The 20,092-nt window shown below is 70.0% G+C and carries 22 protein-coding genes and 1 tRNA gene; 6 read left to right on the top strand and 17 right to left on the bottom strand.

Annotated features, from left to right (window positions below; translation table 11 throughout):
* Positions 1-10 precede the first annotated feature (10 nt).
* The 4 genes from D8I30_RS05930 to D8I30_RS05915 form a co-directional block, all read right to left on the bottom strand.
* Positions 11-1,231: a DUF418 domain-containing protein gene (locus D8I30_RS05930; protein ID WP_121481923.1), complete on the bottom strand. Its 1,221-nt coding sequence runs from the start codon at positions 1,229-1,231 to the stop codon at positions 11-13.
* A gap of 61 nt (positions 1,232-1,292) precedes the next feature.
* Entirely contained in the window at positions 1,293-1,859 is a 567-nt protein-coding gene (locus D8I30_RS05925; protein WP_121481922.1) for a hypothetical protein, read from the bottom strand.
* A complete protein-coding gene (locus tag D8I30_RS05920) occupies positions 1,859-2,737 on the bottom strand; it encodes a 3-hydroxybutyryl-CoA dehydrogenase (RefSeq protein ID WP_121481921.1) in 879 nt (292 codons plus the stop codon). The genes D8I30_RS05925 and D8I30_RS05920 overlap by 1 nt, the downstream gene beginning before the upstream one ends.
* Before the next feature lie 134 nt (positions 2,738-2,871).
* Positions 2,872-3,177: a YggT family protein gene (locus tag D8I30_RS05915; protein WP_121481920.1), complete on the bottom strand. Its 306-nt coding sequence runs from the start codon at positions 3,175-3,177 to the stop codon at positions 2,872-2,874.
* 122 nt (positions 3,178-3,299) lie between these two features.
* Between D8I30_RS05915 and D8I30_RS05910 the strand changes: the two genes are divergently transcribed.
* Positions 3,300-3,375, top strand: a tRNA-Ala gene (locus D8I30_RS05910).
* Between the two features lie 58 nt (positions 3,376-3,433).
* On the opposite strand, the gene D8I30_RS05905 is transcribed toward D8I30_RS05910, so the two are convergent.
* The 5 genes from D8I30_RS05905 to chpT all read right to left on the bottom strand — a co-directional run bounded on the left by D8I30_RS05905 (position 3,434) and on the right by chpT (position 8,406).
* Positions 3,434-4,453 (bottom strand): NAD-dependent epimerase/dehydratase family protein, encoded by a 1,020-nt coding sequence (locus tag D8I30_RS05905; protein ID WP_121481919.1) that lies wholly within the window; start codon positions 4,451-4,453, stop codon positions 3,434-3,436.
* Between the two features lie 48 nt (positions 4,454-4,501).
* Positions 4,502-6,388 carry a M20/M25/M40 family metallo-hydrolase gene (locus tag D8I30_RS05900; protein ID WP_121481918.1) on the bottom strand — a complete coding sequence of 629 codons (1,887 nt, stop codon included), beginning with the start codon at positions 6,386-6,388 and terminating at the stop codon, positions 4,502-4,504.
* A 61-nt stretch (positions 6,389-6,449) separates the two neighbouring features.
* Positions 6,450-7,265 carry a CheR family methyltransferase gene (locus D8I30_RS05895; protein WP_121481917.1) on the bottom strand — a complete coding sequence of 272 codons (816 nt, stop codon included), beginning with the start codon at positions 7,263-7,265 and terminating at the stop codon, positions 6,450-6,452.
* A complete protein-coding gene (locus tag D8I30_RS05890; RefSeq protein ID WP_121481916.1) occupies positions 7,262-7,645 on the bottom strand; it encodes a response regulator in 384 nt (127 codons plus the stop codon). Before D8I30_RS05890 ends, D8I30_RS05895 begins: the two co-directional genes overlap by 4 nt.
* A gap of 62 nt (positions 7,646-7,707) precedes the next feature.
* Positions 7,708-8,406, bottom strand: coding sequence for a histidine phosphotransferase ChpT (chpT, locus tag D8I30_RS05885; RefSeq protein WP_121483414.1), 699 nt, complete (start codon positions 8,404-8,406; stop codon positions 7,708-7,710).
* Positions 8,407-8,492: 86 nt separating this feature from the next.
* On the opposite strand from chpT, the gene cysQ reads away from it, so the two are divergent.
* A complete protein-coding gene (cysQ, locus tag D8I30_RS05880; protein ID WP_121481915.1) occupies positions 8,493-9,302 on the top strand; it encodes a 3'(2'),5'-bisphosphate nucleotidase CysQ in 810 nt (269 codons plus the stop codon).
* A gap of 10 nt (positions 9,303-9,312) precedes the next feature.
* Here cysQ and D8I30_RS05875 read toward each other — a convergent pair whose 3' ends face one another.
* From D8I30_RS05875 to map, 5 genes are all read right to left on the bottom strand, one after another.
* Positions 9,313-10,218 (bottom strand): oxidoreductase, encoded by a 906-nt coding sequence (locus D8I30_RS05875; RefSeq protein ID WP_121481914.1) that lies wholly within the window; start codon positions 10,216-10,218, stop codon positions 9,313-9,315.
* A gap of 3 nt (positions 10,219-10,221) precedes the next feature.
* Positions 10,222-10,464, bottom strand: a complete 243-nt coding sequence (locus tag D8I30_RS05870; protein ID WP_121481913.1) for a BolA family protein — start codon at positions 10,462-10,464, stop codon at positions 10,222-10,224.
* Between the two features lie 96 nt (positions 10,465-10,560).
* The gene (locus tag D8I30_RS05865) at positions 10,561-11,079 is read right to left on the bottom strand and encodes a GNAT family N-acetyltransferase (protein WP_121481912.1); all 519 of its coding nucleotides are present in this window, start codon (positions 11,077-11,079) and stop codon (positions 10,561-10,563) included.
* Complete coding sequence (gene radC, locus D8I30_RS05860; protein WP_121481911.1) at positions 11,076-11,807, bottom strand: RadC family protein; 732 nt, start codon at positions 11,805-11,807, stop codon at positions 11,076-11,078. The genes D8I30_RS05865 and radC overlap by 4 nt, the downstream gene beginning before the upstream one ends.
* A gap of 26 nt (positions 11,808-11,833) precedes the next feature.
* On the bottom strand, positions 11,834-12,655 hold the full coding sequence (map, locus tag D8I30_RS05855) for a type I methionyl aminopeptidase (protein WP_121481910.1): 822 nt from the start codon (positions 12,653-12,655) through the stop codon (positions 11,834-11,836).
* 150 nt (positions 12,656-12,805) lie between these two features.
* Between map and D8I30_RS05850 the strand changes: the two genes are divergently transcribed.
* Together D8I30_RS05850 and D8I30_RS05845 are read left to right on the top strand one after the other, a co-directional pair.
* Positions 12,806-13,603 (top strand): competence/damage-inducible protein A, encoded by a 798-nt coding sequence (locus D8I30_RS05850; protein ID WP_121481909.1) that lies wholly within the window; start codon positions 12,806-12,808, stop codon positions 13,601-13,603.
* A 185-nt stretch (positions 13,604-13,788) separates the two neighbouring features.
* Positions 13,789-15,075, top strand: a complete 1,287-nt coding sequence (locus D8I30_RS05845) for an OmpP1/FadL family transporter (RefSeq protein ID WP_240387347.1) — start codon at positions 13,789-13,791, stop codon at positions 15,073-15,075.
* Between the two features lie 198 nt (positions 15,076-15,273).
* On the opposite strand, the gene D8I30_RS05840 is transcribed toward D8I30_RS05845, so the two are convergent.
* Positions 15,274-16,752 carry a DEAD/DEAH box helicase gene (locus D8I30_RS05840; protein WP_121483413.1) on the bottom strand — a complete coding sequence of 493 codons (1,479 nt, stop codon included), beginning with the start codon at positions 16,750-16,752 and terminating at the stop codon, positions 15,274-15,276.
* A gap of 152 nt (positions 16,753-16,904) precedes the next feature.
* On the opposite strand from D8I30_RS05840, the gene D8I30_RS14365 reads away from it, so the two are divergent.
* Positions 16,905-17,057, top strand: coding sequence for a hypothetical protein (locus D8I30_RS14365; protein ID WP_162938815.1), 153 nt, complete (start codon positions 16,905-16,907; stop codon positions 17,055-17,057).
* On the opposite strand, the gene D8I30_RS05835 is transcribed toward D8I30_RS14365, so the two are convergent.
* A complete protein-coding gene (locus D8I30_RS05835; protein WP_121481907.1) occupies positions 17,044-17,694 on the bottom strand; it encodes a DUF1345 domain-containing protein in 651 nt (216 codons plus the stop codon). The genes D8I30_RS14365 and D8I30_RS05835 overlap by 14 nt on opposite strands.
* 104 nt (positions 17,695-17,798) lie before the next feature.
* Between D8I30_RS05835 and D8I30_RS05830 the strand changes: the two genes are divergently transcribed.
* On the top strand, positions 17,799-18,674 hold the full coding sequence (locus tag D8I30_RS05830) for a Ku protein (RefSeq protein ID WP_121481906.1): 876 nt from the start codon (positions 17,799-17,801) through the stop codon (positions 18,672-18,674).
* Positions 18,675-18,831: 157 nt separating this feature from the next.
* On the opposite strand, the gene D8I30_RS05825 is transcribed toward D8I30_RS05830, so the two are convergent.
* Positions 18,832-19,974: an aromatic ring-hydroxylating oxygenase subunit alpha gene (locus D8I30_RS05825; protein WP_121481905.1), complete on the bottom strand. Its 1,143-nt coding sequence runs from the start codon at positions 19,972-19,974 to the stop codon at positions 18,832-18,834.
* Positions 19,975-20,092: the final 118 nt, after the last annotated feature.

Here is a 20,092-nt window from a genome sequence, read left to right as displayed (position 1 = left end):
CCCGACGCCCTCAGGCCGTGCGGCGCAGCGGCAGGTCGCGCCCATAGCTCAGGCGCCGCCACAGCCATTCGAACGGCCCCATGGTGAACTTCGACAGCCACAGCGGCGACCAGATCAGCTGCAGCGCCCAGACGCCGACGACGATGGCCCACTGCATCGGATAGTCGACCTGACCGAACAGGCGCGGCCCCCACGGCATGTAGAAGATGGTCGTCATGATCAGGGTCTGGGTCAGGTAGTTGGTGAAGGCCATCCGCCCCACCGGCGCCAGCGCCCGGCGCAGCCAGCCCACGCCGCGCGTCGTCAGCAGGATCAGCGCCGAGGCGTAGGCCAGGGTGATGATCAGCGGATAGGAAGCGACCGCCATGGCCCAGCCGCCGGTCGCCTCGCCCCCAGCCCCTGCCTGGATCTCGAGCCATTCCAACACGCCCAGCAGGGCCAGAACCGCCGCCCCGCCCACCATCAGCATCCCATAGACGCGCGTCGGAACCCGGCCGTGGAAGAAGCCCGCCTTGAACAGGCCCAGGCCCAGCATCATCAGGGGCACGGTCGAGAAGACGTACATGAGCAGGCTCATGCCCTGGGCGATGGCCCAGGCCTTCAGATTTTCCAGCGCCGCGCCCGCCCAGCCGCTCTGATAGGCGGCGATCGAGGCGGCGACCGCCCCATCCGAGGCGCCGCCGCTGCTCATGGCCTCGGGGAAGCGCGCCGTCAGCAGCATCAGCCCGGCCTGAAGCGTCGCGAGAAGGACCGTCGCCCCGGCGCCGATCCAGATCAGGGGCCTGGCCGGCATCGACCGCATCAGCATGACGAACAGGCCGGACCAGGCGTAGAGCAGCAGGATGTCGCCGTACCAGAAGGCCGCGCCGTGGATCAGGCCGAACAGGGCCAGGAACAGCAGACGGCGACGCAGGACGCGCCCCTTGGCCTCATCACCCCGCTCGCCGCCGACCAGGAAGACCGACACGCCGAACAGCATGGAGAACAGGGTCACGAACTTCTGCTGGAAGAAGACGGCCACGACCCATTGCGCCACGCCCGACGCGTTGGGCCCCGCGGGAAAGGGCGACTGGCCGCTCGTCATCTCGATCGCCATCATCGGCAAGGCGAAGGCCGCCGCATTGACCGCCAGGATTCCGAGCACCGCCGCGCCGCGCAGCACGTCCAGCGTCACGATCCGCTGATCCGCCGCCACCGGCTTCGGTTGAGCCGTCTCGACCTGATCCCTCATGCTCGCCCCCTGGCTGCTGACAAGGCCTCAGGCTTAGGCGGGACCGCCGTCCGGGTTCACGTTAAATCCCGGTAACGTCCCGTTCGGCCAGAACGCCCATGCGGTTCTTGACCGCCGGGGCCGGGACGAAGGCCAGATAGGCCACGCACAGCCCGCCCCACAGGGCGTAGCTGGCCCCCACCATGATGGCGAGCGGCAGGCCGGCGACGCCGAAGATCAGCAAGGCGGTCTCGATCGCGCCCAGGCCCTGGACGAAGCTCTGCGAGGCGAAGCCGGCCAGGGCGGCCATGACCACGGCCATGACCGTCTGCATCACCGCCGCCAGCAGGCCGCCGAAGACGGTGAAGCGGCACACCACGCCCAAGCGGGTCGACGGCCGGCCCGTCCTGGCGTGGCTGTTGATCAGCAGCCAAAGGCCGACCGGCGCCGCGACCAGGCCGACCGCCAGCAGCACCAGCCGCCAGTCGGTGTCCACGCCCGACCACCAGTTCTCGGGCGGCCAGATGAACAGGGTCAGGATCGCCGGCGGCCAGGCGGCCGCCGCCAGGGCGGCCGGAATCAGGGCGCCCGCCCCACGTCGCGGCGTCACGCGCTTCAGCCCGGGCAGGGTTGCGAAACGGCCCAGCATCAGCGCGTCGGCACCGGCGTCGGGCCGGAATAGTCGTAGAAGCCGCGGCCGCTCTTCTTGCCCAGCCAGCCGGCCTCGACATATTTCACCAGCAACGGACAGGGCCGGTATTTGCTGTCGGCCAGGCCGTCGTACAGCACGTTCATGATGGCCAGGGCCACGTCCAGCCCCATGAAGTCCGCCAGCTCCAGCGGCCCCATCGGGTGGTTGGCCCCCAGCTTCAGCGCCTTGTCGATCGAGGCCACGTCGCCGACGCCCTCATACAGGACATAGACGGCCTCGTTCATCATCGGCACCAGGATGCGGTTGACGATGAAGGCCGGGAAATCCTCGGACTCCGTGGTGGTCTTGCCCAGGCTCTCGGCGAAGGCGACCGCCGTCTCGAAGGTCGAGGCCGAGGTGGCGATGCCGCGCACCAGTTCGACCAGCTTCATCGTCGGCGCCGGCTTCATGAAGTGCAGGCCGATGAAGCGCTCGGGCCGGTCCGTGGCCGAGGCCAGGCGGGTGATCGAGATCGAGGAGGTGTTGGACGCCAGCAGCGCGTCCGGCCCCAGCAGCGGCGTCAGCTCGGCGAAGACGGCCTTCTTGACGGCCTCGTCCTCGGACGCCGCCTCGATCACCAGATCGGCCTTGGCCGCCTCGGCCAGGGTCGCGGCCGGGACGATGCGCTGCAGCGCCGCCTGGCCTTCCGCCTCGGTGGTCAGCCCGCGCGCCGCGCGGCGCGCCAGGCTGGCGGCGATCTCGCCCAATGCCAGGGTCACGCGCTCCGACGCGATGTCGTACAGCTTCACCTCATAGCCGCCGGCGGCCACCACCTGGGCGATGCCCGAACCCATTTGCCCGGCGCCGATGATGGCGACTGTCCTGATCGTGGTCATGAATTACGCATGGAATGCAGCCCCCGAGGGGACCCGTCGCGGGCACCTTAGGAGCCCGCTCGCGCCGCGCAAAGGCGGAAATGGGCGCCGCGTGCGGAATCCCGCGGCGCCGTGGCCCGCCGGCCCGCCCTGCTTCAGCCCAGGGACAGGATCAGCATGGGCGCGACCGTCCGGTTGAACAGCACGCTCAGGAACTGCAGCGCCAGAAGGGCGATGATCGGGGTGATGTCGATGCCGCCCAGCGACGGCACCACGCGCTGGATCGGCCCCAGGATCGGCCGCGTCACCGTATCCAGCACATAGGCCGCCTGGCCGACGAACCGGTTGCGCGGATTGACCACGTCGAAGGCGAACAGCCAGCTCAGGATCGCCGAGGCGATGATGCACCAGATCATCAGGGTGACGACGGCGTTCACCAGCCAGACAAGGGCGAAACCCATGAGAAACTCCTGCTTCGTTCACGCCGCTTCTAACGATCCGGCCGCCGATCGCCAAGGATTCGTGCGCGGCCCGTTGACACGCCCCCCTGGACGCTTCTATGTCCCGCCCCTGCCTGTCGGTCGGGGCCGTAGCTCAGTTGGTAGAGCGCGTCGTTCGCAATGACGAGGTCAGGGGTTCGACTCCCCTCGGCTCCACCAGGCATTCCAGCCAATCGCTGAAGACCCTTCGCCTTTTGGCGGCGCGCCGACGCGCGCCTCAGTTCTCGCGGTAGAAGTTGCAGTACCAGTCGACGAAGCGGGCGACGCCCTCCTCGACCGGGGTCGAAGGGGCGTAGTCCAGGGCGGCCAGGGTGTCGGTCACGTCGGCCTCGGTGTCGGCCACGTCGCCGTCCTGCATGGGCATGAGGTTCAGCGTCGCCTTGCGGCCCAGCTTGTCCTCCAGCACCTCGATGTAGCGCATCAGCGGCACGGGGCGGCCCGCGCCCAGGTTGAGGATGCGCCAGGGGGCGACGCCGCTGGTGGCGGGGTTGGGGGCCGTGGCGTCCCACGTCGGATCGATCCCGGCGGGACGGTCGAGGGCGGCGACCACGCCGGTGACGATGTCGTCGACATAGGTGAAGTCGCGGCTCATCCGCCCTTCGCCGTACACGTCGATCGGTTCGCCCTTGAGAATGGCGCGGGTGAATTTGAACAGGGCCATGTCCGGCCGGCCCCACGGTCCATAGACGGTGAAGAAGCGCAGGCCCGTCGCCGGGAAGCCGAACAGGTGGGCGTAGGAGTGGGCCATGGCCTCATTGGCCAGCTTGGTCGCCGCATAGACGGTCAGCGGATGGTCGGCCGGCTGGCGCACCGAGAACGGCAGGGCGCGGTTGGCGCCGAACACCGAACTGGTCGAGGCGAAGACCAGGTTGGCGGCCCCGACGGCGCGGCAGCCCTCCAGGATGCTGAGGAAGCCGACGACGTTGGAATCGACGTAGGTCTCGGGCGCTTCCAGGCTGTAGCGGACGCCCGCCTGGGCGGCGAGGTGGACGACGCGGCGCGGCCGCTCGGCGGCGAACAGGGCGGCGACGCCCGCGCGGTCCGCCAGGTCGAGCGTGTGGTGGCGGTAGTTCGGGTAGGCCTGAAGCAGGGCCAGCCGCGCCGCCTTCAGCGCCGGATCGTAATAGGCGTTGAGATTGTCCAGGCCGATGACGACCTCGCCCCGCTCCAGCAGGCGCCGGGCGGTGTGGAAGCCGATGAAACCGGCCGAGCCGGTGACGAGGACGGGATCGCTCATGATGGGCTGCGATAAACGGTCGCGCTGCGGGACGCCAGAGTCCGCTTCCTAGGGCAGGGCTGCGGCCACGGCGGGCGCGGGCGCCAGCATATGGGCCGAGAGGTTCAGACCGACGCCCGCGATCAGGCAGGCCGCCGCCGCGAACAGCACCAGACGCCTCGCCGTCGCGTCCGGCGCCAGGGGCCGCGCGAACAGCACGACCAGCAGCGCGATCAGCGCCAGGGCGCCCGGCATGTCCATGCCCACGCCCAGGAAGACGACATGACCGATCCCCAGCAGCCAGGCCCCGCCCAGCACCGTGGCGACGGCGGCGGGCGCCAGGCCGATCGGGCGCGTCAGGGTCGGATCGAGCGAGGCCGCCAGCGCCGCCGCCGTCGTCGCCAGCAGCGCGGGCCAGACGAACAGCAGGGCCGCCTCGGGCGCCGCCGCCTGCAGCGCGCAGCCGACGACGAAGACCAGGGCGATCAGCCCCAGCCATCCGCCCCAGGCCGTCCGCTCGGCCCGTCCCGGCCACAGCGACAGTCCGACGGCGACGACGCCCAAGGCCAGCAGCACCGGGCTGAAGCCCCCGACCAACAGGACGGCCGCCGTCAGTACGGCGAACGCCCCGCCCGTCAGGCGCGGCCGCGCCCGGCGCGCCCCGGTCAGCACGACCAAGGCCAGGGCGACGATGACCAGAACCGCCCCCGCCTCCATCCACGGCAGGCGGCGCAGCAGGGTGTAATAGACGTCGGGCGAGGCGACGCGGCTAGACATCGGCCCGGCCAGAAGGCGCGCCGCCTGCAGCAGGATGACGCCGCCCGTCAGGAACCACAGCCCGTCCAGCAGACCCAGGCCGACCTGCCCCGCCGTCAGCCCCGCCCGGCGCCGCGCCCGCCAGGCCGCAAAGCCCCCCAGCGCCGCCGCCAGGGCCAGCAGCACCCAACCCGCCCCTTGCGCATGGACGATCAGCCAGCGGCCGAAGACGTCGGAATAGACCAGGTTCTCGCCCCTGGCCGGCAGACTGGGCGCGCGCAGCAAGGCGTCGGCCGCCTCCAGCGCCTGGGCGCCCAGATGCTGGACCGCGCCCCGGTCCAGGTTGGCGGGCGTGGCCTCGGCGGAATGGTACTGGTCCGGGCGGCCGATGAAGGCCAGGTTCAGCCCGCCGATCCCTCGGTCCTTGGGCACGGTGAAGTCGGTGCCGTTGGGCATGCGCTCGTACATGAAGGCGGCGAGCGAGGTGGCCGTGGTCCCGCCGTCGGCGCGCGCCGCCGCCTGACGGAACAGCTGGACCGTCGGCCCGGCTTCGCGCCCGGTCTCGAACATGGCGGCGCGGCCGCCGCCGCCGCGCGCCTCCAGATTGACTACGGCGCCGATGCGGTCGCGCCAGGGATGGCCGCCGAAGAAGATCCGCGCCCCGTCCAGGCCCAGCTCCTCCGCGTCGGTCAGCAGGACGACCAGGTCGCGCTCGGCCGGACCGCGCGCCCGGATCGCCCGCACCGCCTCCAGGATGGCGGCCACCCCGGCGGAATCATCGGCCGCGCCCGGCGAGCCGACCACGGTGTCGTAATGGGCCATCAGCATGACGGCGGGCTGGCTGCCGTCTTTCCCGGGCAGGACGCCGATCAAGTTGATCGCCTTATTGCCCGCCGCCGCCGGGTCGCCGCCGGCGCGCGCCAGCCGCTTGACCGAGGCGGGCGACAGCGGCCCCGCCTGCTCGCTGGCCTCCAGTCCCAGATGCGTCAGCCGCTCGGTCAGATAGGCGCGAACGCGCGCATGTTCAGGCGAGCCGACGGGGTGCGGCGCACGCGCGATGCGCTCGACGTCAACCATGGCCCGCGCCGCCGAGAAGGCCGTGGCGGGAGCGTCGGCCGGACGCGGCGGCGGCGCCTGGGTCGTCCAGACGGCCAGCAGGACGGCGAGCGTCAGCGCTCCGAACAACCAGACCAGCCGCATATGCACCCCTCCCCGATCCGCCCCGACAGTAGGATCAAGCCCGGCCGAATTGGCAAGAGAATCAGGCCGCGCGGCGGATCGCCGCCGAGGTCTTCACATAGAGGCCCCTGCGCCCGGCCACCGGGCGGAAGGCGACGCTGTCGCCCTCGGGGCGTTCGTCGCGGCCCAGAAACAGGCAGCCGTCGTCCACCAGCCGCCGCTCAAGCCCGTCCAGGACCCGCGCGCGGCGCTCGGGCGCCAGGTCGGTCAGGACATGACGGCAGAAGACGACGTCGAAGCGGCCCTCGTCCACCGGTTCGTCCAGCAGATTGGCGCGCCGGAATTTGACCGCGGCGCGCAGTTCGGGCCGAGCTCGCCACTGGTCATCGACCTGTTCGAACCAGCGCAGCATGGTCCGCGCCGCCAGGCCGCGCTGGATCTCGAAGGCGGTGTAGAGGCCCGAGGCCGCCTTCTCGATCGCCTGGCGCGACAGGTCGGTCGCCTCGATCTCGACCTGGGCGCCCGCCTCAAGCGCGGCGATGGCCAGGGAATAGGCCTCCTGCCCGGTCGAGGCGCCCGCGCACCAGATGCGCACCCGGCCGCCCGGCCGCGCCGCCGTCAGGGCGGGCAGGAGTTCACGCTCCATCACCTCGAAGGCCGCGCGGTCGCGGCGGAACCAGGTCTCGCCGTTCAGCAGGGCTTCGATCACGCTCCAGCCCAGGGAGGCGACCGGTCGGCTCCAAAGGCTGGCCAGCATGGCCTCGACGTTGTGATAGCCCTCGCGACGCGCCACCGGGCCCAGCCGATGCTCGGCCAGCTGCATCCGGTCGCGGGTCAGCCGAAAGCCGGCGCGGGACGCCAGCAGGGACTGAAGACGATCGAAATCCTCCGGCGTCATGACGGCGACTGCACCACTCCCACCTCGGCGAGCTTGGCCAACAGGATCTCGCCGTCGAACGGCTTCATAACATATTCGTCGGCGCCTGCGGACAGGGCTTCGGCGATTCGCTCGGCCCGGGTCTCGACCGAGCAGAACACCACCTTGGGCGCCCGGCCGCCCGGCAGGTCGCGCAGACGGCGCAGGAAGGTCAGGCCGTCCATCACCGGCATCTGCCAGTCCAGCAGCACGACCTGGGGCATGGCGGCCAGGCAGTGATCCAGCGCCTCGGCGCCGTCGGCGGCCTCGGCCACGTCGAAGGACAGGTCTTCCAGGATCCGACGCGCCACCTTGCGGATGATGCGGCTGTCGTCGACGATCAGGCAGGTCCTGGAATCCACTGGGTCGCCTCCCGTTTGACGCGAGGTCGAGCCCCCGCTCTCGTCATGGTCGTCCACGGGGGTTAACCGAGGGTTGGCCCGCCGCCCGCGTCCGGCAGGCGCGCCATCAGGGCCACCCGCCCCTCTTCCGCCGCCAGGTCCAGCCGCCCGCCGGCGTCGCGCGCCGTCAGCCACAGCCAGTAGGGCTGGATCCACTGGCCGGCCAGACCCTCCGTCAGCCGCTCGCCCCTCAGGCCGACGACGGCCTCGGGCTTGAGCCGGGCCCGCGCGCCCTCGGCCGAGCCGATCAGGAACAACTGCCCGCCCTCGCGCCGCGCGGTGACCACCGCCGCACCGCCCATGGGCAGGGCCGAGACCGTCAGATAGGCCAGGTTGATCAGGGCCCGCGCCTGGATCTTGGTGAAGGTCTCCTCGCCCACGCGCCAGTCCAGGCTGGCGCGGCCGCCGTCGGTCAGGCCCGCGACCAGGCCGTGCAACTCGGCGCCGGAGAACTGCTCGCTGCTGGTCGCCGCCCCAAAGGCGACGCGGGCGAAATGCACCAGGGCGACCATCTTGGCCGCACTCTGCCGGATCAGGCCCAGGGCGTCGTCGCGCATGTCCTGGGCGCTCGGGTCGTCCAGCAGGTCGAGACCCGACATCACCGCGCCGGCCGGGCTGATGAAGTCGTGGCACAGCTTGGCGGCGATGAAGGCGGCCAGTTCGGCGCCGTCGACGGGCAGGTCGGCGACGAAGAGATCGAGGAAGGCGTCGGAAACGGTCATGGCGCGCAAGGTTGATGAAAGGTTAAGGCCAAGGTGGCCTGATTTGCCGGTTCGTGAAACCGGCCGCATGGGCTATCGGATCGGCCATGACCGCCCCCGACGCCAACCAGCCCGCCGCCGATCTCGAATCCGACCTCGCTTCCGGCCGGCTGGCCGAGATCATCGGCGACATCGCCGAGGAGGCCGCGCGCCTGATCCTGCCCTATTGGCGGGCCGAGGCCGTCGTGGAGACCAAGGCCGACGCCAGCCCCGTGACCGAGGCCGACCGCGCCGCCGAGGCCCTGATCCTGGCCCGGCTGGCCGAGCATTGGCCCGACGTCGAGGCCGTGGCCGAGGAAGCGGTCGCCGCCGACGGGGCCCCCGCGTCCGTCGGCGAATGGTTCTGGCTGATCGACCCGCTGGACGGCACGCGCGGCTTCGTCCAGGGGCGCGAGACCTATTCGGTCAATATCGCCCTGATCCGGGGCGACGCCCCGGTCGCCGGGGCGGTGACGGCGCCCGCCCTGGGCCTCAGCTGGCGCTCGGCCGCGCCGGGCCAGGGCGCTCTGCGCCGCGCCTTCGGCGAGCCCTGGCGGCCGATCCGGGTGCGCGAACGCCCGGCCGACGCCGTGGCCCTGGTCAGCCACAGCATCAGCGAGGAGGAGGCGCAGCGCCTGGCCGCGCGCAACGGCTGCGGCCGGTGGCAGGGCATGGATTCCTCGCTGAAATTCTGCCTGATCGCCGAGGGCCGCTTCGACGCCTATCCGCGCACCGGCCCGACCTGCGAATGGGACACCGCGGCTGGCCAGGCGGTTCTGGAGGCCGCCGGGGGCCGCGTCCTAGCCGAGGACGGCCGCCCCCTGGCCTACGGCAAGCCGAGCTTCCTCAACGGCCCCTTCTCGGCCATCGGCGCCTGAACCGATTTCGCTAGACCGAGGCGTCCACCCGGGCCATCTCGATCTGGGCCGAGAGGCCGGACGGCAGGTCGCGCTCGGGCACGGCCGCCAACTCCTCCAGATGCGCCCGATCCCGGGGCCGGACCAGGACGCTGGACACCGCCGGGTCGGTCAGGGCGTAGGCCAGGCAGATGGCCTCCCCGGTCCAGCCGGGGGTGCGGTGCAGGAAGGCGAAGGACCCCGGCCGCTCCAGGTCGGCGGCGCGTCCCCCGCTCCAGCCCATGGCCCCGAGCAGGCCGCGCTTCTTCGGCGTCCCAGCCTCGGCGGCGGCCGCCGCCCGCCGTTCGGTCGACAGGCTCTCGGGGAAGTAGTCATAGACGAACAGGCTCATGTCCCGCTCGCGCGCCGCCCGCATGCGCGACCGCACCCGCCACTCCACATTGGCGTGGAACGGGGTGAAGAGGACGTCGAAGGCGCCCGTCGAGACATAGAGGTCGGTCACCGCCTCATTGCCGGACACCCCCAGCATCCGCACATGCTCGGCCTTCCTCAACGCCTTCAGCGTGGTCAGGGAGGCCTGGGGCAGCTCGTTCTCGGCGGGGCGATCCAGCACCGCCATGTCGAACCAGCCCAGGCCGGAGGCGCTCAGCCCCTGTTCAATGGACCGGCCCAGGCCCATGGCCGTGAAGTCCCGGTCCGCGCCCAGGGTCGCGCTGGCGCAGACCAGCCCGCGATCGACATGGCCGAGGGCCTCGCCCGCCGCCTGCAGCAGGATCGGGTCCAGGCGCTCAAAATGATAGGCGTTCACCCCCGCCTCCAGCGCCGCGAACACCAGGTCGCGGACGTGGCGCGCGCCGCGCGCCATCGCCTCAGCGCCCAGGCTTAAAGTCAGGTTGGAGACGGCGGCCCCCGAACCGCCGAACGGGCGATAGCGCATGGATCAGCCCGCCTCAGCCGGCGCCGACGTCTCCAGCGCCAGGGCGTGCAGTTCGCCGCCCATCTTCCCCTTCAGCGCGGCATAGACCAACTGATGCTGACGCACCCGGTTCAGGCCGCGGAAGGCCTCGGACACGATGCGGGCACGATAATGGTCGCCGTCCCCGGCCAGATCCTCGATGGCGATGTCCGCATCCGGAAAGGCCTCGACCAGATGGGCGCGAAGGTCATCGGCGGACATGGGCATGAACGAAACTCCTGAAACGCAAGGGCCCGGCTCGGGGCCTGAATTGTAAAGCTTATCGAGGCGAGGCGATCCTGTCAGCCGCCCCGTCGCCCGCCCTCACCCGCCTCTGGGGCGTGCGTAGAGGTCGACAGCCGCCCCCTTGTAGTGGGCTCGGGCGTAGGGCGCATAGCCGACCCGTTCGGCCAGGCGAATCGACGGCGCGTTTTCGGGCGAGATCATGCAGACGGTGCGCGGCTCCAGCCGATAGGCGTCGGTCCAGGCCAGGGCCGCCTGCAACGCCTCGTGCGCCAGGCCCTGCCCCTGAAAGGCGGGGGCCACGCCCCAGCCCAGCTCGGGCGCGTCGAAGGGCGGGTCGATCTCGCGGCGATAGTCCAGCACCCCGACGCTGCCGACATAGGCCCCCGTCGCCGTCTCGCGGATCGACCAGTTGCCGTAGCCCTTGGCCTGCCAGTGGCCGATGTCGCGCAGCAGCCGGAACCAGACCTCCTCCTCCGACAGGCCGCGGCCCATGATGTGACGCGTGAAGCCGGCGTCGGCCCACAGGCCGGTCAGGTCGTCCATGTCGCCGACGGCGACAGGCGTCAGGGTCAGGCGGGCGGTGGTCAGAACAGTCACATCAAACCCAGTTGCTTGAAGCTGGCCACGCCCTCGCGGCCGACGATGAGGTGGTCGTGAACCTGAAGGCTCAGCGAGCGGGCCGCCTCGATCACCTGCCGGGTCATGTCGATGTCGGCGCGGCTGGGGGTCGGGTCGCCCGAGGGGTGGTTGTGGACGATGATCATGGCGCTGGCAGCCAGCTCCAGCGCCCGGCGCACCACCTCGCGCGGATAGACCGGGGCGTGGTCGACCGTGCCCCGGTTCTGGATTTCGTCGAGGATCAGTTGGTTCTTCTTGTCGAGGTAGAGGACGCGGAACTGCTCGCGCGGCTCGTGCTGCAGCGACAGGCGAACATAGGCCAGCAGCGCCGTCCACGACGAGATGACGGTGCGCTTGTTCGCCTCCTCCTTGGCCACCCGGCGCGACACCTCGTGCAGGGCCGTCAGGTCCAGGGCGGTCTCGGCGCCGACGCCCTTGGCGCGGCCGCGCGCGTCCTCGGCCCGGACGGTCATCAGGTCCTCGACCGAAGCCGCCAGCACCGCCGCCAGCGAGCCGAACCGGGTCAGCAGAGCCTTGGCGATCGGCTTGACGTCGCCCTGCGGCTGGCTGCGGAACAGGAACAGCTCCAGCAGCTCATAGTCGGGCAGGTGGTGGATGCCCGCGCCGCGCGCACGCTCGCGCAGCCGCTCGCGATGACCGGCGTGATGCGGCTTGGCCTTCGACTTTTCCGGCGGTTGATCGAGCATCAGCCTCCCCCGAAGGGGAGACTAGCTCAGAATTTCGGGCGGAACAGGCCCTTGGGCGAGGCCGAGAAGATTTCCAGCCCGTCCTCGGTCACCCCGATGGTGTGCTCGCACTGGGCTGACAGCGACTTGTCGCGGGTCACGGCGGTCCAGCCGTCGGACAGCACCTTCACCGCCGGCTTGCCCAGGTTCACCATCGGCTCGATGGTGAAGAACATGCCGGGCTTGAGCACCGCGCCCTCGCCGCGACGGCCGTAGTGCAGGACGTTGGGGCTGTCGTGGAAGACGCGGCCGATGCCGTGGCCGCAGAAGTCGCGCACCACGCTCATGCGCTGGGCCTCGACGAATTTCTGGATGGCGTAGCCGATGTCGCCGAAGGTGTTCCCCGGCTTCACCTGGGCCAGGCCCAGCTCCAGGGCTTCATAGGTGACGTCGATCAGACGCTTGGCGCGGGCGTTGATCTCGCCCACCGGATACATGCGGCTGGAGTCCCCGTGCCAACCGTCGACGATGACCGTGTGGTCGATGTTGACGATATCGCCTTCCTTCAGGACCTTGTCGCCGGGAATGCCGTGGCAGACGACGTGGTTGATCGAGGTGCAGATCGTCTTGGTGTAGCCCTTGTAGCCCAGGCAGGCGGGGGTGCCGCCGTTGTCCAGGGTGAACTCGCGCACCAGATCGTCCAGTTCGCCCGTGGTGACGCCCGGCTTGACGTGCTCGGTAATCATGTCCAGCGCCTCGGCGACCAGGCGGCCGGCCTTGCGCATGCCCTCGAACCCTTCCGCGTCGTGGATGCGGATCTCGTGGCTGCGGACGAAGACGTCGGTTTCCAGGTCGGGGGTCTCGTACATGATCGGCTTTCGGGGAGGCGCGCGCTCCGCGAGGCGCGGATCGGGCGAAGAGGCTGCTTTCAGGACTTCAGATGGTCAGACTAGCACAAAACCTCAAGCCCGTCAGGGTTCGCCGCTGACGCAGGCCCCGCGCCGCCCTATCTGAAGCCCATGTCCCAGACCGCCGCTGAAACCGCTCCCACCGCCGCCGTCCTGATCATCGGCGACGAGATCCTGTCCGGCCGCACCCGCGACATCAATCTGCACACCCTGGCCCGCTTCCTGGCGCCCTTGGGGATCGACCTGATGGAGGCCCGGGTGGTCGGCGACCGCCAGGATCAGATCGTCGCGGCGTTGAACGCCCTGCGCGCGGCCCATGACTATGTCTTCACCACCGGCGGCATCGGCCCGACCCATGACGATATCACCGCCGACGCGGTCGGCGCCGCCTTCGGCGTGGCGGTGCGCGAGCATCCCGAGGCCCTGGCTCTCCTCGAGCGTCGCTACGCCCCCGGCGAGTTCAACGCCGCCCGCCGCCGCATGGCCCGCGTGCCCCAAGGCGGCCTGCTGATCGCCAACCCGGTCAGCGACGCGCCCGGCTTCCAGGTCGAAAACGTCTTCGTCATGGCCGGCGTGCCCAAGATCATGGAGGCCATGCTGGACGATGTGGCCCCGCGGCTGAGAACGGGCGCCCCGGTTCACAGCCGCACCCTGCGCGTGAGCGGCGTCGGCGAGGGCGCGGTGGCCGACATCCTGCGCGCCGCCGCCGAGGCGCGGCCGCACCTGTCCTTCGGCTCCTACCCCTTCGGCTTCGGCGCCGGACAGGCCGCTGGCCAGGGCTCTGGCGAGGTCGGAACCCAGCTGGTGATCAGGGGACGAGACTTGACCGAAGTTGACGCAGCGGAACACGATCTTTCTGAAACTCTGCGTTCTGGAGGCGTTGAAATTGCCGTTACGTCACCTCACTGAGGTGTGAAATTGCGCACTCTTCGCGCCACGCTTTCGCCGAGATGTCGTCCGACAGGGGCCGCTGACGCAACGCTTTCGCGCCACAAGCGCTGTGACCAAGCGTAGCGGCACTTCGGAACCAGGGCCGTCCGCCTGTCTCAATGGCCGGCCCATGACATGGGTGAAGCGTAATGACTCCCAGGAACATGGCCCGCCTCGGCGGCCTCGCCCTGACCACCGCCCTGATGACGGGCGTCGCCGCTCCGGCCTTCGCCGGCTCCTACTATCTGCAGGAACAGTCGGTGCGCGGCGTGGGTCGCGCCTATTCCGGCGAAACCGCCGACCGCGGCGTCGGCTCCCTGTGGTGGAACCCTGCCGCCATCGCCCGCAGCGGCCGCGAAGTCAGCCTCGGCCTGCACGCCATCAAGATCGACTCGGAGGTGAGGAACGCCGGCGCCTTCGTCACCTATCCGGGCGGGATCGACGCGCCGGTGGTCAATCCGCGCAACACCGAGGTCGACCCGATCGAAAGCGGCCTGGTGCCCAACTTCGCCTTCGCCGCGCCGATCGGCGACCGCTTCGCCGTCGGCTTTTCCGTGGCCGCCCCCTACAACTTCACCACCAAATACGAACCGGGCTCCTTCGCCCGCTACGACGCCCTGACCTCCGAGCTGCGTTCGGGCAACGCCAGCCTGATCCTGGCCTGGCAGGTCAACGACTGGCTGGACGTCGGCGCCGGCCTGGACGCCCAGTACGTGAAGGCCAAGTTGACCTCGGCCATGCCGTCGGTTTCGCCCCTGCTGCCCGACGGCTCGTCCTCGCTGGAAGGCGACGGCTGGAATTTCGGCTGGAACGTCGGCGCCCAGATCCACAAGGGGCCGTGGGACGTCGGCCTCAGCTACCGCTCGGCCATCGAGCATGAGCTGGACGGCGACGTGAGCATCGTCCTGACCGGCCCCCTGGCGCCGAACAGCGTCTCGACCGCCGGCGCGGCCCGCTTCAACACCCCGTGGTTCGCCTCGGCCTCGGTGCGCTACGCCGTCACCGACAGCCTGACCCTGAACGCCCAGGTCGACCGCATCGGCTGGTCCGAGTTCGACGCCATCCGGGTCGAGTTTCCCAACGGCGGCGACGTGATCCGTCAGGACTACAAGGACGTGACCACCGGCGCGATCGGCCTGGACTACGCCCTCAGCGACAAGACCACCCTGCGCGCGGGCGTCGGCTATGATCCGACCCCGACCCGCGACCGCCTGCGCACCGCCCGCATCCCCGACGCCGACCGCTGGCTGTTCTCGGTCGGCGGCTCGACCGAGATGACCCCGGGCGTCACCCTCGACGCCGGCCTGACCTACATCGCCTTCAGCGACTCGACGCTCCGCGACGACCGGACCCTCTACGCCGGCACCCCGGCGGCCGTGACCACCCACCTGCGCGGCGAGGCCGAAGGCTCGGCCGTGGTGGCCTCCATCGGCGCCCGCTGGGCCTTCTGATCCGACCAGAGGGCGGACATGGAAACGGCGGCTCCCGCAAGGGAGCCGCCGTTTTTCATTTCCTCCCCATGCAATGGGGAGGTGGATCGCCCGCGATAGCGGACGAGACGGAGGGGCTCGGTTGAGCCGGGCGCATCGCTCCGGCCCCTCCACCACTGAGTGGTCCCCCTCCCCATTTCATGGGGAGGAAAAGACGCCTCACCCCTGGGCGCTGTGGCCCTTGCCGCCGTTCGAGGGGCGGCGGCGGCGCGGGCGGCGCTTCAGCTCGCCGACCGGCTTGGGCTCGGCGACGGGCGTCGCGCGGACGGCCGAACGGGCGCGGTCGCCCGCCATGGGGTCATAGGCGGCCGCCGGACGCTCGGCGTGGTGGGTGCGGTCGCGGGGAGCTCCCTTGCGCTGACGGTGCGGCTGGCCGCCGCCCTCGCTCTTGACGCCCTCGCGGCGCGGGTTGCGGCCGCCGCGACCGCCGCGACCCTCGCCGTCCGAGCGGCCTTCACGCTCGGGCAGGGTCGCCTTCTTGGCCACGCCCGCCGCCATGATGGAGGCGTCCAGCTGGCCCAGGGCCTTGTCGTTGCGGCGGTCGACCGAAGGGATCTTCTGGCGGGTGACCTTCTCGATGTCCTTGAGCAGCTTCATCTCGTCGCCGGCGACGAAGCTGATGGCGGTGCCGTCCGAACCGGCGCGGGCCGTCCGGCCGATGCGGTGCACATAGGCTTCGGGCACATAGGGCAGCTCGAAATTCACCACATGGGTGACCTTGTCCACGTCGATGCCGCGCGCGGCGATGTCGGTGGCGACCAGGACGCGCAGCTTGCCGTTCTTGAAGGCCTCCAGCGCACGTTCGCGCTGCGGCTGGCTCTTGTTGCCGTGGATGGCCCCGGCCTCGACGCCGCCCGCTTCCAGATAGGCCGCGACCTTGTCGGCGCCGTGCTTGGTCTTGGTGAAGACCAGGCAGCGCGTATAGGCGGGATCCGAGAACAGTTCGGTCAGCAGGGCGCGCTTGCGGCCCTGTTCGACCCAGATCACCGACTGCTTGATGCGCTCGACCGTGGTCGACTGCGGCGCGACCTGGACCTTGACCGGATCCTTCAGCAGTTCGCCCGCCAGCTTGCCGATCTCCGACGGCATGGTGGCCGAGAAGAACAGGTTCTGACGCTTGGCCGGGATGCGGCTGACGATCTGGCGGATCGGCTTGATGAAGCCCAGGTCCAGCATCTGGTCGGCCTCGTCCAGGACGAAGATTTCGCAGGTCGACAGGTCCAGGGTCTTCTGCTGGATGTGGTCCAGCAGGCGGCCGGGGGCGGCGACCAGGACGTCCAGGCCCTGTTGCAGGGCGCGCTCCTGCGGGCCGTACTTCACGCCGCCGAAGATGACGGCGACGCGGAAGCCCAGGTGGGCGCCGTACTGCTTGAAGCTGTCGGCGATCTGGGTCGCCAGCTCGCGCGTGGGGCTCAGGATCAGGGCCCGGGTGGTGCGCGGCTTGGGCGCCACGCGGTTCTCGGCCAGGCGGTGCAGGATCGGCAGGGCGAAGGCCGCCGTCTTGCCGGTGCCGGTCTGGGCGATGCCCAGAAGGTCCTTGCCCTTCATGACGTCGGGAATGGACTTGGCCTGGATCGGCGTCGGCTTCTCATAGCCGGTCGCGGCCAGGGCGGTCAGGAGAGCCTTGTTCAGGCCCATGGATTCAAAGGTGATGTCGCTCACGTCTGTCTTTCACGAATGGCGACGGGCGCAGCCGGACAAGCCGGACCTTCAGAGGGCGCACGTCGCCTGCCCGATATCGGGCGGGGAACGGGCGCCGCCCCGCGTGTATGGACGACGTATGAAATCGAATGATCCGGCCGCTCGACAGACAGGTCTTCCGGGAAGGGAAGCCCAACACGCGCTGGAACGCGCCGGTCACCGCATTGTGCGATGCAGCGCAGATGGGCCTCAATAACGGCCAAGTCAAGGCGGAAGGCGAAATCGCCGCTACAGCAGATTGACCGCCAGATTGACCGCCAGGGCCAGGATGACCGTGTTGAACAGCCAGGCGACGATGCTGTGCACGGTGGCGATGCGGCGCAGGCGCTGGCTGGAGATCTGCACGTCGGCGGTCTGGTTGGCGACGCCGATGATCAGGGCGAAGTGCAGGAAGTCCCAGTAGTCGGCGTCGGCCTCGCCCGGAAACATCAGCCCCTGGCGGTCGCCCTTTCCCTTCGCGGCCGGGGCGTAGAACTCATGGGCGTAGTGCAGGGCGAAGATCATCTGCACGAACAGCCAGGACAGGGCGATGGTCGTCACCGTCAGCACCGCCGCCCCCGCCGTCGGCTTGCCGCCCGAGGCCGCCAGGAAGACGATGACGAAGACGCTGGCCGCCGCCGCCAGCAGGCTGAGCGGCAGTACCGCCTCGCCCGCCTGGTCCAGCGCGGCCGCCCTGGCGCGGATGGCCGCGATCGACCGGGCGCGGGTCAGCCGCACGAAGGTCGGCAGCAGGAAGGCCGCCACGCCCGCGTCCCAGGCGACGGCCAGCCGCATCGGCCAGCCCCAGCCGCCGGGCGTCAGCAGCGCGACCGCCGCCATGACCGCCAGCCCCAGCCACAGGGCCAGATGCAGGCGGAAGATGCGGGCGATGCGGCTCATGGGCCGATGTTACGCCGTTCGCCGGCCAAGGCCAGTCGGCAGAAGACGGCCCGCCTGAACGATTCGCCGCGCTCGCCGTTCGACTCCGCGAAAGGAGGCGGATCATGGCTGCGCGACCGACCTGGCAGGGGCATCTGAAGCTGTCGCTGGTGACCTGTCCGGTCGCCCTCTACACCGCCACGACGACCGCCAGCGACGTGCGCTTCCACCTGATCAACCCCAAGACCCACAACCGCATCCGCATGGTGGCCACCGACCCCGACACCGGCCCGGTCGAACGCTCCGACCTGGTCAAGGGCTATGAGGTGTCCAAGGACGAATACGTCCTGTTCGACGAGGCGGACTTCGAGAAGGTCCGGCTGGAAAGCACCAAGACCATCGCCATCGACAAATTCGTCGACGAGGCCGACATCGACCGCCTGTACTGGGACGCCCCCTTCTTCGTCGTGCCGGAGAAGGGCGTGGGGGTCGAGGCCTTCGCCGTGATCCGCGAGGCCATGCGGTCGGCCGGCAAGGTCGCCCTGGGCCAGTTGGTCCTGCGCGGCAAGGAGCGCCAGCTGGCGCTGGAGGTGCACGGCAAGGGACTGGTGGCCTACACCCTGCGCGCCAAGGACGAGGTCAAGAAGGCCAGCGACTTCTTCGACGACATCCCCGCCGTGGCGGCCGACCCGGACATGGTCGACATCGCCGCCCGCATCATCGGCCAGAAGGAGGCCGCGTTCGACCCGGCCGACTTCCACGACCGCTACGACGAGGCTCTGCGCGAGATGGTCCGGGCCAAGGCGAAGGGCGGCAAGGGTCTGGTGGCCGCGCCCGAGCCCGACGACACCAACGTCATCGACCTGATGGCGGCGCTGAAGGCCAGCCTGACGGGCCAGGCCGCCGCGCCCCGGCGGCCGACCGCCAAGAAGACCACCGGCGGCGCGACCAAGGCCAAGGCCGCCGCGCCGAAGAAGCCCCCGCGCCGCAAGGCGGGGTAGGCGCCTCCGATGCTTCAATTCGTCATCCCCGGGCTTGTCCGGGGACCCAGACACTCAAAGGCGGGCCGCGTGAGCGCCGCGCCCTAAACCGACCGTCGCGGTTCTGGATTTTCGGCACAAGGCCGAGAATGACGGATGGAATAGGAGTCTTTCAGACTCAGCTCTTCCAGCGCAGCACCGTCTCCTTGATCGGATTGACGAAGGCGCGGCCCTCGGCGCGGCTCTTCAGCCACTCGCGCTTCAGCTGCTGATACCATTTGGCCTGTTTGTCGGCGTCGTCGATCCAGAGCAGGGCCGGATCGTATTTCAGCCCCTCGTTCTGCAAGTTCACCATGCCGCCGTCCTGCTTCAGGAAGGCGACCACGCCCATGCGCAGGAAGGGCTTGGCGACGCCGAACACCCAGTGGTCGGACCAGAAGATCTGGGTGATGCGGGTCTTAGTCTCGCTCACCGGCGTCAGGCAGGTCAGGGCCAGCACCTGCTTGGCGCCGACCTGGATGTGCTCCCAGCGGTAGCCGGGCAGGCGGAAGGTGATCTCGGTCGCCGGCGCCCCACCCAGGATCTTGTAGAGGCGGCTGTTCGACGACGGGGCGTGGCGCACCATGGCCCAGCCGAAGTCGCGGGGCGCGAAGGCCTTGGCCTTCTCATGCATCGAATGTTCGGAGCGCCACCACCACTGCTGGTGGACGAAGGGGCCGTGGGCCGGGTCCATCAGGCCGACCACGGCGTGGTCGATGTGGCTGTCGAAATACATGGCCTCGACCAGGCGCGGCTGGCCGACCGCGCCTGGAAACAGCGGCGGCTCCTGGTCCGGCTCGGACGGGTTGCGGGCGTCGGCCGCCATCCAGACGAAGACCATGCCCTGGCTCTCGCGCACCGGATAGGACCGCACCTTGATGCGGTTGGCCTCGAAGGCCTGATCCTCGACCAGGGACGGAATGGCCGCGCAGACGCCGTCGGGGCGGAAACGCCAGCCGTGATAGGGGCATTCGATCGTCTCGCCCTCGCCCGGCTTCTCGACCAGCCGCCCGGCCGACAGGGGCGCAGCGCGGTGGGGGCAGATGTCGCGCATGCCATAGACCTCGCCCGCGCGCGTGCGGCCGATCAGCACCGGCTCGCCCATGATCTCATGGCGCTTCAGGCTGGCGACCGGCACGTCGCGCGCCAGGGCGACGAAATACCAGGCGTCGGTGACGAAGCCCTTGCCGAAGGCCGTCGCCCCGACGGTGGAGGCTCGGGCCTGGGCCTCGGGAGCGTCGGCAACGGGAGACTGGACGGGATCGGCGGCGACTGGCTTCATTCCGCCTCTCTATCAAGAGACGTCGCGCGTGTCGTCGGGGTCGATGATGAGCCACAAAAAGAACTTTACATTCTAAAGTTAATCACCTAGTTCAGCAAACGTCATTCGGGGAGCCACG

It is taken from the genome of Brevundimonas naejangsanensis (assembly GCF_003627995.1).
GTDB classification, from domain to species: Bacteria; Pseudomonadota; Alphaproteobacteria; order Caulobacterales; family Caulobacteraceae; genus Brevundimonas; species Brevundimonas naejangsanensis_B.
Note: the sequence above shows the minus strand (reverse complement) of the source record. Positions and strands in the feature narration are given on the sequence as shown.

Bases quoted from the DNA above. Each gene is read 5' to 3' on its own strand.
- D8I30_RS05830 (WP_121481906.1), top strand. From the start codon at position 17,799: ATGGCTGCGCGACCGACCTGGCAGGGGCATCTGAAGCTGTCGCTGGTG.
- D8I30_RS05825 (WP_121481905.1), bottom strand. From the start codon at position 19,974: ATGAAGCCAGTCGCCGCCGATCCCGTCCAGTCTCCCGTTGCCGACGCT.
- D8I30_RS05895 (WP_121481917.1), bottom strand. From the start codon at position 7,265: ATGACGCCGGAGGATTTCGATCGTCTTCAGTCCCTGCTGGCGTCCCGC.
- D8I30_RS05850 (WP_121481909.1), top strand. From the start codon at position 12,806: ATGTCCCAGACCGCCGCTGAAACCGCTCCCACCGCCGCCGTCCTGATC.
- D8I30_RS05845 (WP_240387347.1), top strand. From the start codon at position 13,789: ATGGCCCGCCTCGGCGGCCTCGCCCTGACCACCGCCCTGATGACGGGC.
- D8I30_RS05835 (WP_121481907.1), bottom strand. From the start codon at position 17,694: ATGAGCCGCATCGCCCGCATCTTCCGCCTGCATCTGGCCCTGTGGCTG.
- D8I30_RS05915 (WP_121481920.1), bottom strand. From the start codon at position 3,177: ATGGGTTTCGCCCTTGTCTGGCTGGTGAACGCCGTCGTCACCCTGATG.
- map (WP_121481910.1), bottom strand. From the start codon at position 12,655: ATGTACGAGACCCCCGACCTGGAAACCGACGTCTTCGTCCGCAGCCAC.
- D8I30_RS05900 (WP_121481918.1), bottom strand. From the start codon at position 6,388: ATGCGGCTGGTCTGGTTGTTCGGAGCGCTGACGCTCGCCGTCCTGCTG.
- D8I30_RS05925 (WP_121481922.1), bottom strand. From the start codon at position 1,859: ATGCTGGGCCGTTTCGCAACCCTGCCCGGGCTGAAGCGCGTGACGCCG.
- cysQ (WP_121481915.1), top strand. From the start codon at position 8,493: ATGACCGCCCCCGACGCCAACCAGCCCGCCGCCGATCTCGAATCCGAC.
- D8I30_RS05875 (WP_121481914.1), bottom strand. From the start codon at position 10,218: ATGCGCTATCGCCCGTTCGGCGGTTCGGGGGCCGCCGTCTCCAACCTG.
- D8I30_RS05905 (WP_121481919.1), bottom strand. From the start codon at position 4,453: ATGAGCGATCCCGTCCTCGTCACCGGCTCGGCCGGTTTCATCGGCTTC.
- D8I30_RS05840 (WP_121483413.1), bottom strand. From the start codon at position 16,752: ATGGGCCTGAACAAGGCTCTCCTGACCGCCCTGGCCGCGACCGGCTAT.
- D8I30_RS05870 (WP_121481913.1), bottom strand. From the start codon at position 10,464: ATGCCCATGTCCGCCGATGACCTTCGCGCCCATCTGGTCGAGGCCTTT.
- D8I30_RS05920 (WP_121481921.1), bottom strand. From the start codon at position 2,737: ATGACCACGATCAGGACAGTCGCCATCATCGGCGCCGGGCAAATGGGT.
- D8I30_RS05930 (WP_121481923.1), bottom strand. From the start codon at position 1,231: ATGAGGGATCAGGTCGAGACGGCTCAACCGAAGCCGGTGGCGGCGGAT.
- radC (WP_121481911.1), bottom strand. From the start codon at position 11,807: ATGCTCGATCAACCGCCGGAAAAGTCGAAGGCCAAGCCGCATCACGCC.
- chpT (WP_121483414.1), bottom strand. From the start codon at position 8,406: ATGACCGTTTCCGACGCCTTCCTCGATCTCTTCGTCGCCGACCTGCCC.
- D8I30_RS14365 (WP_162938815.1), top strand. From the start codon at position 16,905: ATGATCCGGCCGCTCGACAGACAGGTCTTCCGGGAAGGGAAGCCCAAC.